Origin of the sequence: Croceibacterium xixiisoli, from assembly GCF_009827305.1 — a bacterium.
In the GTDB taxonomy this organism is placed as follows: Bacteria; Pseudomonadota; Alphaproteobacteria; order Sphingomonadales; family Sphingomonadaceae; genus Croceibacterium_C; species Croceibacterium_C xixiisoli.
Window position 1 is genome coordinate 849,689 of sequence record NZ_WTYJ01000001.1, and the last position, 13,497, is coordinate 863,185.

At 65.4% G+C, this 13,497-nt stretch carries 13 protein-coding genes; 10 read left to right on the plus strand and 3 right to left on the minus strand.

Going from position 1 to position 13,497, the window contains the following annotated elements:
• Position 1 precedes the first annotated feature (1 nt).
• Positions 2-976, minus strand: coding sequence for a 4-hydroxy-3-methylbut-2-enyl diphosphate reductase (ispH, locus tag GRI97_RS04030; RefSeq protein WP_161389818.1), 975 nt, complete (start codon positions 974-976; stop codon positions 2-4).
• A gap of 73 nt (positions 977-1,049) precedes the next feature.
• Here ispH and GRI97_RS04035 point away from each other — a divergent pair, with 73 nt between their 5' ends.
• From GRI97_RS04035 to tatC, 8 genes are all read left to right on the plus strand, one after another.
• Positions 1,050-1,700: a hypothetical protein gene (locus GRI97_RS04035; protein ID WP_161389819.1), complete on the plus strand. Its 651-nt coding sequence runs from the start codon at positions 1,050-1,052 to the stop codon at positions 1,698-1,700.
• Between the two features lie 104 nt (positions 1,701-1,804).
• Positions 1,805-3,544: an arginine--tRNA ligase gene (gene argS / locus GRI97_RS04040; RefSeq protein ID WP_161389820.1), complete on the plus strand. Its 1,740-nt coding sequence runs from the start codon at positions 1,805-1,807 to the stop codon at positions 3,542-3,544.
• Between the two features lie 4 nt (positions 3,545-3,548).
• The gene (locus GRI97_RS04045) at positions 3,549-4,280 is read left to right on the plus strand and encodes an SPOR domain-containing protein (protein ID WP_161389821.1); all 732 of its coding nucleotides are present in this window, start codon (positions 3,549-3,551) and stop codon (positions 4,278-4,280) included.
• A gap of 121 nt (positions 4,281-4,401) precedes the next feature.
• Positions 4,402-5,421, plus strand: coding sequence for a beta-N-acetylhexosaminidase (gene nagZ, locus GRI97_RS04050; protein ID WP_161389822.1), 1,020 nt, complete (start codon positions 4,402-4,404; stop codon positions 5,419-5,421).
• Positions 5,422-5,465: 44 nt separating this feature from the next.
• On the plus strand, positions 5,466-6,218 hold the full coding sequence (locus GRI97_RS04055; protein WP_328598524.1) for a segregation and condensation protein A: 753 nt from the start codon (positions 5,466-5,468) through the stop codon (positions 6,216-6,218).
• Complete coding sequence (gene scpB, locus GRI97_RS04060; RefSeq protein WP_161390806.1) at positions 6,218-6,889, plus strand: SMC-Scp complex subunit ScpB; 672 nt, start codon at positions 6,218-6,220, stop codon at positions 6,887-6,889. The genes GRI97_RS04055 and scpB overlap by 1 nt, the downstream gene beginning before the upstream one ends.
• A 179-nt stretch (positions 6,890-7,068) precedes the next feature.
• Positions 7,069-7,515 (plus strand): Sec-independent protein translocase protein TatB, encoded by a 447-nt coding sequence (gene tatB, locus GRI97_RS04065; RefSeq protein ID WP_161389824.1) that lies wholly within the window; start codon positions 7,069-7,071, stop codon positions 7,513-7,515.
• A 31-nt stretch (positions 7,516-7,546) separates the two neighbouring features.
• A complete protein-coding gene (gene tatC / locus GRI97_RS04070) occupies positions 7,547-8,383 on the plus strand; it encodes a twin-arginine translocase subunit TatC (RefSeq protein ID WP_161389825.1) in 837 nt (278 codons plus the stop codon).
• Between the two features lie 42 nt (positions 8,384-8,425).
• Here tatC and GRI97_RS04075 read toward each other — a convergent pair whose 3' ends face one another.
• Both GRI97_RS04075 and GRI97_RS04080 read right to left on the minus strand, forming a co-directional pair.
• Positions 8,426-10,216 (minus strand): amidohydrolase, encoded by a 1,791-nt coding sequence (locus tag GRI97_RS04075; protein ID WP_161389826.1) that lies wholly within the window; start codon positions 10,214-10,216, stop codon positions 8,426-8,428.
• Complete coding sequence (locus GRI97_RS04080; RefSeq protein ID WP_161389827.1) at positions 10,213-11,115, minus strand: NAD(P)-dependent oxidoreductase; 903 nt, start codon at positions 11,113-11,115, stop codon at positions 10,213-10,215. Before GRI97_RS04080 ends, GRI97_RS04075 begins: the two co-directional genes overlap by 4 nt.
• 93 nt (positions 11,116-11,208) lie before the next feature.
• On the opposite strand from GRI97_RS04080, the gene GRI97_RS04085 reads away from it, so the two are divergent.
• The gene (locus GRI97_RS04085; protein ID WP_161389828.1) at positions 11,209-12,444 is read left to right on the plus strand and encodes a threonine ammonia-lyase; all 1,236 of its coding nucleotides are present in this window, start codon (positions 11,209-11,211) and stop codon (positions 12,442-12,444) included.
• Between the two features lie 164 nt (positions 12,445-12,608).
• The gene (locus GRI97_RS04090; RefSeq protein WP_161389829.1) at positions 12,609-13,460 is read left to right on the plus strand and encodes an arginyltransferase; all 852 of its coding nucleotides are present in this window, start codon (positions 12,609-12,611) and stop codon (positions 13,458-13,460) included.
• The last annotated feature ends 37 nt before the right edge of the window (positions 13,461-13,497 follow it).

The window sequence follows — 13,497 nt, forward strand, 5'->3', positions numbered from 1 at the left end:
ATCAGTCCATCAACTGGCGGGGCAGTTTGAACACCATCTTTTCTTCGGCGGTCACGGCGGTGTGCTCTTCCACCTGGCGCCATTCGCCCAGCCGTTCGATGACCTCGCGGACCAGCATTTCAGGGGCGGACGCACCGGCGGTCAGGCCCACGGTGGTGACGCCATCCAGCCAGGCCTGCTCGATTTCGCTGGCCCGCTGGATCAGCCGGGCCGGGGTGCCGCAGCGTTCGGACACTTCGACCAGGCGCACGGAATTGGAGGAGTTGGGCGCACCGATCACCAGCACCAGCTCTGCCTGAGGGGCGATCATCTTGACCGCCGCCTGGCGGTTTGAGGTGGCGTAACAAATGTCTTCGGCCTTGGGGCCGGCGATGTCCGGATATTTTTCCTTCAGCGCATCCAGCACCTGGCCCGTGTCATCGACCGACAGTGTCGTCTGGGTCAGGAACGCCAGCGGGGTGCCCGGGGCGAAATCCAGCGCGGCGACATCCTCGATCGTTTCGATCAGGGTCATCTGCCCTTCCGGAACCTGGCCGAAGGTGCCGATCACCTCGGGGTGGCCGCGATGCCCGACGAACACGATATGCCGGCCGGCTTCCACCTGGCGTTCGGCCTGGCGATGGACCTTGCTCACCAGCGGGCAGGTGGCATCGACATAGGTCATGCCGCGTTCCTGCGCCTCGGCCGGCACGGATTTGGGCACGCCATGGGCACTGAACACGACCGGCGCGCCTTCGGGCACATCTTCCAGCTCTTCGACGAAAACCGCGCCCTTCGCCTTCAACCCATCCACCACGAAACGGTTGTGCACGATTTCATGGCGCACATAGACCGGCGCGCCATATCGCTCGATCGCCCGCTCGACGATTTCGATGGCCCGATCCACCCCGGCGCAGAAGCCGCGAGGGGCCGCGATCAGCACGGTCAGCGGCAGTCGGGTGGTGCCGGCGGTGGTTTCTTGAAAGGCAGTGTTCATCCGGGCCGCTCTAGCGGTTGTCGCTCCGCGGCGAAAGGTCTAGGGGCAGCGGATTATTGAACGAGGAATTCGGATGATCGCTCGCACAGCGTTGTTTGCCGTCGTGGTTGCTGCCGCGGGCCTTGCAGGCTGCAAGTCGGAAGGGGACATCGTGATTGAACAGGGGGTGGGAATCACCGCCCTGCGTTCGACCTGTCCGGCGGTGGGCGTGCCGTTCTACACCGGTGATGTCACCACCTTCGCCCCCGGCGATGCCCGCACCGCCGATGCGCTGGATGTTTCGGCGACGATCACCAATGTCCGCACCAGCTGCAATGATTCGGGCGAACAGATCGCTGTTTCCGCCAATTTCGACGTGCTGGGGCTGCGCCGCGATACCCGTGGCGCGCGTTCGGTCGAACTGCCGTATTTCGCCACGGTCGTGCGCGGCGGCACCTCTGTGGTGGCCAAGCGGATCGGCACGGTCACGCTCAATTTCGCCGATGGTGAAGCGCGCGCCCAGGCGCAGGGGACCGGTGGTGCCCAGGTGAATCGTGCGGCCGCGACGCTGCCGGATGATATTCGCGAACGCATCACCCGTCGTCGCCGCGCCGGTGACGAAGATGCGGCCATGGATCCGCTCGCCACCCCCGAAGTGAAGGCGGCGCTGGCGCGCACGAGTTTCGAACTGCTGATCGGGTTCCAGCTGACCAATGATCAGCTGGCCTATAACGCCACCCGTTAAGGCTGCGCCCCTGACGGGGGTTGCAATCGGGCTGATCCCCGGCAAACCCATGCGACCGGCACGAATTGTGCGCCGGTCGCATCATCATATTTACAGAAGATCCCATGACCCAGACACTTTACGCCGCCTTTGCCGCGAAGATCGACGCCGCGCTGACCGCGCTGGAACAGCAGGAAACGATCCCGCAGGGGCTGTCGCGCGGTGCGGTCAGCGTGGAACCGCCGCGCGATGCGACTCATGGCGATCTGGCGACCAATGCCGCCATGGTGCTGGCCAAGCCGGCCGGGTCCAAGCCGCGCGATCTGGCCGATGCCATCGTGGCGCTGCTGAATGCCGATCCCATGGTGGCCGGGGCGGAGGTGGCTGGCCCGGGTTTCATCAATCTGCGGCTGGCCGACACTGTCTGGCGCGATGAACTGGCAGCGATCGCGACGCTGGGCGCGGATTACGGCCGTTCGGCCGTCGGCGCCGGGCGCGTGGTCAATATCGAATATGTCTCCGCCAATCCGACCGGGCCGATGCATATGGGCCATTGCCGTGGCGCGGTGGTGGGCGATGCGCTGGCCGCGCTGCTCGAATATGCCGGCAATCAGGTGGTGCGCGAATATTACGTCAATGATGCCGGCGCCCAGGTGCAGGTGCTCGCCCGTTCGGCGCATCTGCGGTATCGGGAGGCACTGGGCCAGGACATCGGCGAAATACCCGCCGGTCTTTATCCGGGCGATTACCTGGTGCCCGTGGGGCAGGCGCTGGCCGCCGAATATGGCGATGCCTACGCTGACGCGCCGGAAGCGGACTGGATCGATCTGTTCCGCACCCGCACCGTGACGGCGATGATGGACATGATTCGCGCCGATCTGGCGCTGCTGGGCATCAATCACGCGGTGTTTTCGTCAGAGGCTGTGCTGCAGGAACAGGGCAAGCCGGCCGCGGCAGAGGCATGGCTGCGCAGCCATGATCTGGTCTATGACGGCATTCTGGAAGCGCCCAAGGGCAAGGCGCTGGAAGATTGGGAAGCGGTGGAACTGCCGCTGTTCCGGTCCACGAAGTTTGGCGATGATCAGGATCGCCCGATCCGCAAGAGCGATGGCAACTGGACCTATTTCGGGGCCGATCTCGCCTATCACATGCAGAAGGCGGAAGGCGCGGACGAGTTGATCGATATCTGGGGCGCGGACCATGCCGGCACGGTCAAGCGCATCAAGGCGGCCGTTGCCGCGCTGTCCGAAGGGCAGGGCAAACCGATCCCCTTCGACGTGAAGCTGGTGCAGATGGTGCAGCTGCTGCGCGGCGGCGAACCGGTCAAGATGTCCAAGCGCGCCGGCACCTTCGTCACCCTGGCGGATGTGGTGCGCGAAGTGGGCAAGGATGTGGTGCGCTTCACCATGCTGACCCGCAAACCCGAAGCGCAGATGGATTTCGATTTCGCCAAGGTGGTGGAAGCGAGCAAGGACAATCCGGTGTTCTATGTGCAATATGCGCATGCCCGGATCCGTTCGACCCTGCGCAAGGCCGAAGCCGAAGGGATCCTGCCGGCCGGTGATCTGGTCGATCTGCTCGGCACGGACGAGCTGAACCTGGTCAAGTTCGCAGCCCAGTTCCCGCGCGAAGTGGAAGCGGCTGCCAAGGCCCGCGAACCGCATCGGATCGCCTTCTACCTCTATGATCTGGCGGCGGCGTTTCACGCGTTCTGGAACATGGGCAATGACGATCCGCAAAAGCGGATCATCCTGATACAGAACCCGGAACTGACGGCGGCCAGGCTTTTCCTGGCCGTGCAAATCGGGCAGGTCATCCGAAATGGCCTGGCTCTGTTGGGCGTGGAGGCCGTCGAGGAGCTTTAAGCATATGCATTGGCAGGATCAGGGGCACGATCGGCCGGACAATCAGCACGGCGAGGATCGCCAGGATCATGACGGCGCGGATCACGCCCATGCCGAACCTGCCTTCGGCATTGGTGACGAACGCCTGCCCTGGCTGGAGGCGGATGACGAACGCCAGCATGAGACGGCTGACACGGGCCGCATCATCGCCTTCGCCCTGGTCGGGCTGCTGGCGGTTGTCGCGATCGTTGGCGCGCTCTGGTGGTTTTCCCGTTCGCAACCCGATCCGGCGCTGATTGCCGACGGCAGCCTGATCGAAGCCCCAGATGCCCCTTACAAGGAACGCCCGGAAAGCCCGGGTGGCCGCGATGTGGAAGGCACCGGCAACACCAGCTTCGACGTGGCCGAAGGGCGCCGCACCGATGGCCGCGTGGCTGACGTCCCGCCGCCGCCGCCGCCGCCACCTGCTGCCACGGCATCGGCGACCCCTGCCGCCACCGCGACCGCTGCGGCGGCAACGGGCGGCGTCGGGGTTCAGGTCGGCGCCTATTCTTCCCGGGCGGCGGCGGAATTCGGCTGGAACCAGATGACCAACCGGTTCGAGGCGCTCAAGGGTGTCAGCCATCGCATTCTGGAAGCGAATGCCGATGGTGGAACGATCTATCGGCTGCAGGCGGTGACGGGCGACCGGTCGTCTGCCGATGCGCTGTGCCGCAGCCTGAAATCGGCCGGCGGCGACTGCCAGGTCAAGCGCTGATCCATGCGCAGGCAGCGCGCCGCAACGCGCCCTGCCTGCGCATGAACGCGCCCAGCCGCCGCATCAGCCTTTCCACACGCGCGGCCTTGCCCGTGGGCAGCATTCCTGCGAATTTGCCGCGATGACACCCGCAATATTCGGACTTTCCGGCACCCGGCTGACCGCCGACGAACGCGCCTTCTTCAAGGACGCCGATCCCGCCGGCTATATTCTGTTCGGCCGCAATGTGGTCGACCGTGCCCAGGTTCTGGCCCTGACCGACAGCCTGCGCGATCTGCATGGGCGCGATCGGCTGTTGATCTCGATCGATCAGGAAGGCGGCCGGGTCGCCCGGATGAAGGCGCCCGAATGGGAGAGCTATCCCGCCGGCGAAGCCTTTGCCCGGTTGTGGGATGTCGCGCCGGCCAGCGCGATCGAGGCGGTGCGGGCCAATGCCGAGGCGCTGGCATTCGATCTGCGCGAAGTTGGCATCACGGTCGATTACACCCCGCTGCTCGATGTGCGGCAGCCCGGGGCGCATGATGTGATCGGGGATCGGGCGCTGGGCACCGATCCGCTGCAGGTGGCAGCGCTCGGCCGGGCCGTCCTGGACGGGCTGGCGCGGGGCGGGGTGGTCGGTTGCATCAAGCATATGCCGGGCCATGGTCGTGCGGGGGCGGACAGCCACAAGGAACTGCCCACGGTTACCGCCAGCGAGGATGATCTGGAACTGGACATCGCGCCGTTCCGCGCGCTGGCCCACGCCCCGATGGCGATGACCGCGCATATCCGCTTTACCGCCTGGGATGGCGCGGCGCCGGCCACCCAGTCACCCTTTGTGGTGCAGACCATCATTCGGGAAAGGATCGGCTTTGCCGGCCTGCTGCTGACCGACGATCTGGATATGGAGGCGCTGTCCGGCACGGTGCCGGAACGCGCCGCCGCCGCCCTGGCTGCGGGATGCGATATCGCGCTCAATTGCTGGGCCAAGATGGATGACATGCAGGGCATCGCCGCGGCGGTGCCGGCGATCAGCGATGCGGCGCGCCAGCGGCTGGATGCAGCCATGACCCTGCCCGAAACCGCCGGCGGTGCCGCCGATCGCGGGGAATTGATCGCGCGACGCGACCGGCTGCTCGATCTGGCCGCCGGGCTGGCGTGACCCCTGATCAGCCTCTGCTCACGCTCGGCAATGCGGAGGGCGACATCTGGGCTGCCGTCGAATCCGCCACCCCGGCGGAGGAGGCGCTGTATCTCGAACTCGACGGGTGGGAGGGGCCGCTCGATCTGCTGCTCGATCTGGCCCGGCGGCAGAAGGTCGATCTGCGGTCGATCTCGATCCTGTCGCTGGTGGATCAATATCTCGCCTATATTGAGGGGGCCGAGGCGCTCAAGTTGGAGATCGCGGCCGATTACCTGGTGATGGCCGCCTGGCTTGCCTATCTCAAATCCGCGCTGCTGCTGCCCAAGGATGAGCAGGAAGATCCCAGCCCCGAAGAGCTGGCGCTGCGGCTGCAATTGCGGCTGGCGCGGCTCGGCGCCATGCGCGAAGCGGCTGCGCGGCTGCTGGCGAGGGACCGGATCGGGCGCGATGTGTTCCTGCGCGGGGCGCCCGAAGGGCTGCGGATCGACCGGCGCAATGCCTGGCAATGCGAATGGTTCGATCTGGTGCAGGCCTATGCACAGGTGAAACAGCGCAATGAACCGGTGGTCCATATGGTGCGCGAACGGCCGGTGATGACGCTCGATTCCGCTCTGCAGCGGCTGTCTTCGCTGCTGGGGGTTGTGGTCAGCTGGATGGAATTGCGCGATTTCCTGCCCGCCCATGCCGACCCGCGCCTGCGCCGGTCGGCGCTGGCTTCCAGCTTCGTCGCCGCGCTGGAACTGGCGCGGCGCGGCAAGGCCGAACTGCAGCAGGATGAATGCTTCGGCCCGTTGCAACTGCGGCGGGCGAAATGATGGAGCAGGCGGCCGAAAACCCGGTACCGGAGCGACCGGACGATCTGCTCCGCGCGGTGGAGGCGACGCTGTTCGCTGCCGAGGAACCGATGACGGTGGAGCAATTGGCCGCCCATCTCGGCGGGGCGGAGGTGCGTTCGGCGTTGGAGGAACTGGCCGCGCATTATGCCGGGCGCGGGGTGGAGCTGGTCGAGCGGGGCAAGCGCTGGCATTTCCAGACCGCGCCCGATCTGTCGCATCTGCTGCGGCGGGAACGTGAACAGCAGCGCCGGCTCAGCCGCGCGGCGACCGAGGTGCTGGCGATCATCGCCTATCACGAACCGGTCAGCCGGGCGGAGGTGGAGGCGATCCGGGGTGTGCAGACGGCCAAGGGCACGCTCGACGTGCTGATGGAGGCGGGCTGGGTGCGGATAGCCGGGCGGCGCGAGGTGCCGGGGCGGCCGGTGATCTATGCCACAACGCCCGCCTTTCTGGCGCATTTCGGCCTGTCCAGCCGGCGCGATCTGCCCGGCATTGAAGAGCTGAAGGCAGCCGGGCTGCTCGATCCGGTCGATGATGCCTATGATCATCTGATGGGCGGTTCGGCCGACGAAAACGGGGATCAGGGTGACGCTGGCAGAGCCGGGGAGGTCGATCCGGCAGAGGATGACAATCCGGAGGAAAACGCCTAGAACGCCGCAGGCCCGGACATGGCAGCATCTGCAGAAAGCTGCCTCAGGGTCTCGAATATGAAACGCCGCATCGCCAAGGGCCGGTTACCGATCCGGGCCAGGCCGATTCGGTAATGGCATATGCGTTGCAGCCGGGCATGCCGGTGGCCGCATCAGGAAGGAAAGTTCGGGCTTCGCCCATGTTCGATATCGGACCCAGCGAATTGCTGCTGATCGTCATCGTGGCCGTCCTCGTGATCGGCCCGAAGGATCTCCCGCTTGCCTTGCGCACCGCCGGTCGCTGGATCGGCAAGGTGCGTCGTGTCTCCGGCCATTTCCGGGCGGGCGTGGATGCGATGATCCGCGAGGCCGAAATGGACGAGATGGAGAAGAAGTGGCGCGAGCAGAACGAGCGGATCATGCGGGAACATCCCGCCGATGCGCCGGCTGAAATGGAACCGACCGGGGCGCTGCCGACACGCGCACCCCCGGCCCCGATTCCGCCGCCCGCGCCGGCAGAGGCGCCCGCTGCCCCATCGAACCCCGCCGCCTCTGCAGAGGCACGCGCAGAACCGTCATTGGCACCGGAAACCAAGCCGCAGCAGAACCCTCCGTCGCTGAGCAAGCCGGACCAGCCGCTGCCGTGACGATGACACTGTTGGATCGGACCCGTTCCGCATGAAATTCAGTATCAAGGATCTCGACGACAGCAAGGCGCCGCTGCTCGAACATCTGATCGAGTTGCGCACCCGGTTGCTGCGGGCGTTCTTCGCCCTGGCCATCGCCTTCGGCATCTGCCTCTATTTCGCCGATGACATCTTCGCCATTCTGGTGCGCCCCCTGGCCTCCGCCTTCCCGGCGGGGGAAGGGCGGCTGATCTACACCAAGCTGTACGAAGCCTTCTTCGTGAACATGAAGGTGGCGCTGTTCGCGGCCTTCTTCGTCAGCTTCCCGGTGATCGCCAACCAGCTGTGGGCCTTCATCGCCCCGGGTCTGTATGCGAAGGAAAAGAAGGCGTTCCTGCCGTTCCTGATCGCCACGCCGGTGCTGTTCATGGCCGGGGCGAGCCTGGCCTATTTCATCGTCATGCCTACCGCCTTCAAATGGTTCCTGGGCTTTGAGGGCACGGTTTCCGGCATCCCGCAGGAAGCCCTGCCGGCGATGGGCGATTACCTCGATCTGGTGATGCGCTTTATCTTCGCCTTCGGGATCAGCTTCCTGCTGCCCGTGCTGCTGCTGCTGCTGAACCGCGCGGGCATCGTCACCCATGATCAGCTGTCGGCCGCGCGCCGCTACATCATCGTGCTGGTGTTCATCGTTGCCGCAATCATCACCCCGCCGGATGTGATTTCCCAGCTGATGCTGGCCATTCCGCTGCTGATCCTGTTTGAGGGATCGATGCTGATCATGAAGTTCGGCGACCGCAAGAAAGCGGCCGAGGCGGAGGCGGAAGCCGCGCAGGATGGCGAGGGAACGGCCATCGTGCCCGCCGACGGCATCGACACGCCCCAGTAAAAGCCTGGGCGGGCTGTCCCGGAGGACGTCCCGCTTGCGCTGTCAGCGACCGCTTTCCAACCCGGTCGTCGCGCTGCCGATGGCCGGTCCCTGGACCGGTCCCGCCGCTTCATCATCCGCCAACGCATTGTCCGACGCGCGGGTGGAGCGGCTGGAGCGATCCGGTGTGCGCGTCGATGCGCGCCCATCCGCCTGATAGAGCTTCTGCCCGCCGACCCAGGTTTCCAGCACGCGGATGTTGCGCAGTTCCGCCGGATCGGTTTCGAGTGGATCGCGATCGATCATCACGAAGTCTGCCCGCTCGCCTTCTTCCAGTCGGCCGAAGCGCCCCTCGGCAAAACCGGCATAGGCGGCGCCGGCAGTATAGGCGGCCAGCGCCTGTTCGGTCGTGATCCGTTCTTCACCCTGCCAGCCGCCGAAGGGTTCGCCCGCCGCGTCTTCGCGGCTGATCGCTGCGGCAATGCCGGCGAAGGGATTGGGCGCTTCCACCGGCGTGTCCGACCCGAAGGCGAGCGACGCGCCGGTCTGGCGCACCGAGTTCCAGGCATAGGCGCCGGTCAGCCGATCGGGTCCAAGCCGTGCCTCGGCCATTTTCCAGTCGCTGGTCTGGTGGGTCGGCTGCATGGAGGCGATGATGCCGTGCTGGCCGAAGCGGGACATGTCGGCCGGATCGATGATCTGGGCATGTTCGATGCGCCAGCGCCGGTCTCCGGTGAAATCGTCGGACAGATCCTCGATCGCGAACAGCGCCTCGTCATTGGCAGCATCGCCAATGGCGTGGATCGCAACCTGAAAATTGCTCATCGATGCGCGGCTCATCAGATTGCGCAATTGCGTTCCGTTCAGCCGGGCGAGCCCATTGTTAGCCGGATCATCGGCATAGGGTGCCTTGAGCAGCGCCCCGCGCGATCCCAGCGCACCATCCAGCAACAGCTTGATTCCGTTCAGCCGCAGCCGATCGTCATAGAGCCAGGGCGTCGGCCCCGTGCCACCGACCAGCAGCATGGTGGGCACGCTGTCGGCATAGGCCATGATCCGCAGGCGCAGCCGGCCCAGATCGCCGGCGCGGCGGTAGGTCATCCAGTCTTCGATCGTGGTGCCCATATCGGCCACGGCGGTGACGCCATTGCTCAGCAGCACTTCCTGCGCTTCGTGCAGCGCCTGATCGCGGTCTTGCGGGCGGGGCGGGGGCACCTTGGTTTCCACCAGTTGCATTGCTGCATCCACCAGCACCCCAGCCGGGGCCTTCGATCCGGCGATGCGTTCGATCCGGCCGCCGGTGGGGTCGGCTGTCTTCGCGGTGATCTCCGCTGCGGCAAGGGCCACCGAATTGGCCCAGCCGGCATGGCCGTCCACCCGTGTCAGCCACACCCCGCGATCGGAAACCACGGCGTCGATTTCGGCGGCGGTGGGGAAGCGGCCCAGGCCCCAGCGCTCCTGGTTCCAGCCATGGCCCACGATCCAGGGATTTTCCGGGTGTGCAGCGGCATAGGCCGCCAGGCGCGAGAGCGCTTCATCCAGCGATGTCGTTTCCGACAGGTCCAGGCTGAGCTCCCCCAATCCCAGCGCCATGATATGGGTGTGGGAATCGATGATGCCGGGAATGACCACCCGGCCCTTGCCATCTTCGCGGAAATCCACCCTTGGTGCATCGTCGCGCCGGTTCAGGATCCGCTTGATCCGCCCGTCATTGCCGATGACCATTGCAGCGAAGCGGGTGATCTTGCCCTCCCGATCGACCGAAATGCCGTCGATATTGTCGACCAGAGTATCGGCCAGCGCTGGCGCCGGCAGCAGCAGCGCGGCACCGGCCAGCAGCAGGGCACGGATCATGTGGACGATCCATCGGGCAGATGGCGGATCAGCGCGCTGGTATCCTGTCGTCCGCCGCCCTTGGCCTGCACGCTGGCATAAAACTGATCCACCAGCGCCGTCACCGGCAGGGAAATGCCATGGGCGCGTGCTTCGGTCAGGGCGATGTCCAGATCCTTGCGCATCCAGTCGATGGCGAAGCCGAAATCGAATTCGTTGCGGGTCATCGTGTCCCAGCGGTTGACCATCTGCCAGCTTTGCGCTGCGCCGCCCGATACCGCTTCGAACACCTTGTCCGTATCCAGCCCGGCCTGCTGGGCGAAGCGCAGCCCTTCGGCCAATCCGCCCAGAATGCCTGCAATGCAGATCTGGTTGACTGCCTTGGCGCCCTGGCCGGCACCGGGCCCGCCGACATGAACGATGCGCGCGGCATAGGCATCCATGATCGGCCGCGCGGCGGCGAGCGCATCGTCCTTGCCGCCGCACATGATCGACAGGGCACCGGCCTCTGCGCCCGACTGCCCGCCGGAGACCGGCGCATCCACCGCCAGCACGCCGCGCGCGCTGGTCGCCTTGGCCACTTGCCGCGCGGTTTCCGGCGAAACGGTGGTGTGATCAATGAACAGCGCGCCGGGGCACAGTTCCGCCACTGCGCCCTGCGCGCCGAACAGCACTTCGGCCAGATCGGCATCATTGCCGACGCAGGACAGCACCACATCCTTGCCGCGTGCGGCATCGGCCGGGGTTTCCGCCATGGCCACGGCCAGGCCGTCGCGTTGGTGGCGGTCGAGCCAGGCGGATGCCTTCGCCGCAGTGCGGTTGTAAACGGTGACGCTGTGTCCGGCGCGGGCCAGATGGCCGGCGATCGGTCCGCCCATCACGCCAAGGCCGAGAAAGGCAATATTGATCGGTTCGCTCATGCCGCTTCACCTGCCGCGCCAGGCAGGGGAAAGCAATGATTGCCCGTCAGATCATTTCCATAGCGCGACAAATTCCGGTACGGCGCGCGCGCTATGACAACGATCGAACAGCCAGAACAGAACCTGACCCTCGCCGAAATCCGCGCTGCTGCAGAACGGATTGCGGGCGCAGTGGTCCGCACGCCGACCATGCACAGCCGCACCCTGTCGGCCATTACCGGCGCCGAGATCTATCTGAAGTTCGAAAACCTGCAGTTTACCGCCGCCTACAAGGAACGCGGCGCGCTCAATGCCCTGTTGCTGATGGACAAGGACAAGCGTGAACGCGGCGTGATCGCCGCCTCTGCCGGCAATCATGCGCAGGGGCTTTCCTATCACGGCACACGGCTGGGCGTGCCGGTTACCATCGTCATGCCGCGCACCACCCCGATGGTGAAGGTGCAGCAGACCGAACGCGTCGGCGGCAATGTGGTGCTGGAGGGGGAAACCTTCGACGAAGCCTTCGCCTATGCCCAGAGCATGGAAAAGCAGCTCGGCCTGACCTTCGTCCATCCCTTCGATGATCCGGCGGTTGCCGCCGGGCAGGGCACCGTCGCGCTCGAAATGCTGGAAGACGCGCCGCAGATCGATACGCTGGTCGTGCCGATCGGCGGTGGTGGACTGATATCCGGCATGGCCACCGTCGCCAAGCAGCACAATCCGCCGATCGAAGTGATCGGGGTCCAGGCGCGGCTTTATCCGTCGATGTATGGCGCCACCAAGGGTGAGGAACTGCCCTGCGGCGGGGATACGCTGGCCGAAGGCATCGCCGTGAAGGAACCGGGCTTCATGACCCGCAGGATCGTCCGCAATGTGGTGGATGATATTGTGCTGGTGGAAGAAAGCGGGCTGGAAGAGGCCGTCGCCCTGCTGCTGCAGATCGAAAAGACCGTGGTGGAAGGCGCTGGCGCGGCCGGCCTCGCCGCCGTGCTGGCCAATCGTGACCGGTTTGCCGGGCGCAAGGTCGGGCTGGTGCTGACCGGGGGCAATGTCGACACCCGCCTGCTGGCCAATGTGCTGCTGCGTGATCTGGCGCGATCGGGCCGGCTGGCGCGGTTGCGCATCACGCTGCAGGATCGGCCGGGCGCCCTGTTCAAGGTGATGCATGTGTTCGACGCGCATCAGGTCAACATCCTGGAGATCTATCACCAGCGCATCTTCACCGATCTGCCGGCCAAGGGGCTGGTGACCGATATCGAATGCGAAGCGCGTGATCGCGCACAACTCGAAGCGCTGGTCGCGGCGCTGCGGGCCAAGGGCTATTCCGTTAGCCAGGTGGAATTGAACTGACCCGGATCGGGGCGGTCTGCCCGGCCGCCCCGCCCGGAAACGCAATTTTACGCTCCCATGTCACGGAAATATGGTTAACATTGTTTCAGAAGACGGCGCAAAGTACCAACAAGGTCGGCGTCGCCCTTTGGATCAACGCCTGATTGAGTAGGACCGCCAGCGCCGTGACGGCTCCAGTTCGTTTTCCCCGCTTTTTCGTGACCAGCCCGGCCCCTTGCCCCTATCTGCCGGGCAAGACCGAAAGGAAGGTTTTTACAGAGCTGAAAGGCGAACATGCCGAAGCGCTGAACGATGCGCTGGGTCGCATCGGTTTCCGCCGCAGCCAGACCGTGGCCTATCGCCCCAGCTGCCTGGATTGCCGCGCCTGTGTCTCCGTCCGCGTGGTCGCGGATGAGTTCGCCCCCTCTTCGGCGCAGAAGCGCACGATCAAATCCAACCGCGATCTGGTGGTCAGCGAATGCCGCCCCTGGGCGACCTCGGAACAGTTTGAGCTGTTGCAGCGTTACCTGCAACATCGACATCCTGGTGGCGGTATGGCCGCCATGGATGAGATTGATTATGCCGACATGGTGGAACATACCGCCGTCTCAAGCTTTATGGTCGAATACAGGGAACCTTCTGTGGATGGGATGCCCGGCCGGCTGGTCGGTGCGTGCCTGACGGATCGGCAGGGGGACGGGTTGTCGATGATATACAGCTTCTACGACCCGGAGCATGAGGCGCGCAGCGGGCTTGGCAATTACATCATTCTCGATCACATCGGGCGCACTGCACAGGCTGGTCTCCCCTATGTCTATCTGGGTTACTGGGTCGACGGGTCCCAGCGGATGCAGTACAAAATTCGCTATCGGCCGCTTGAGCGGCTTGGTCCGGACGGCTGGCGCCGTTTCACGGAAGGGGAACAGGCCAATCTCGTCGCTGCCGTCAGCACCGCTGCTCGTGAAAATGTCCCCGCTGTCGATGGGGCGCGCAAGGATGGGATTGCCGGGCGGCGAAAGCAGCTCGATCTCGCCTGATCCGCAGCGCCGCAGGCGGCGCCTGGCCGCCTGCCTG

Excerpts from the sequence above, each read along its gene's own strand:
- ispH (WP_161389818.1), bottom strand. The coding sequence starts at position 976 with ATGAACACTGCCTTTCAAGAAACCACCGCCGGCACCACCCGACTGCCG.
- GRI97_RS04035 (WP_161389819.1), top strand. The coding sequence starts at position 1,050 with ATGATCGCTCGCACAGCGTTGTTTGCCGTCGTGGTTGCTGCCGCGGGC.
- argS (WP_161389820.1), top strand. The coding sequence starts at position 1,805 with ATGACCCAGACACTTTACGCCGCCTTTGCCGCGAAGATCGACGCCGCG.
- GRI97_RS04045 (WP_161389821.1), top strand. The coding sequence starts at position 3,549 with ATGCATTGGCAGGATCAGGGGCACGATCGGCCGGACAATCAGCACGGC.
- nagZ (WP_161389822.1), top strand. The coding sequence starts at position 4,402 with ATGACACCCGCAATATTCGGACTTTCCGGCACCCGGCTGACCGCCGAC.
- scpB (WP_161390806.1), top strand. The coding sequence starts at position 6,218 with ATGGAGCAGGCGGCCGAAAACCCGGTACCGGAGCGACCGGACGATCTG.
- tatB (WP_161389824.1), top strand. The coding sequence starts at position 7,069 with ATGTTCGATATCGGACCCAGCGAATTGCTGCTGATCGTCATCGTGGCC.
- tatC (WP_161389825.1), top strand. The coding sequence starts at position 7,547 with ATGAAATTCAGTATCAAGGATCTCGACGACAGCAAGGCGCCGCTGCTC.
- GRI97_RS04075 (WP_161389826.1), bottom strand. The coding sequence starts at position 10,216 with ATGATCCGTGCCCTGCTGCTGGCCGGTGCCGCGCTGCTGCTGCCGGCG.
- GRI97_RS04080 (WP_161389827.1), bottom strand. The coding sequence starts at position 11,115 with ATGAGCGAACCGATCAATATTGCCTTTCTCGGCCTTGGCGTGATGGGC.
- GRI97_RS04085 (WP_161389828.1), top strand. The coding sequence starts at position 11,209 with ATGACAACGATCGAACAGCCAGAACAGAACCTGACCCTCGCCGAAATC.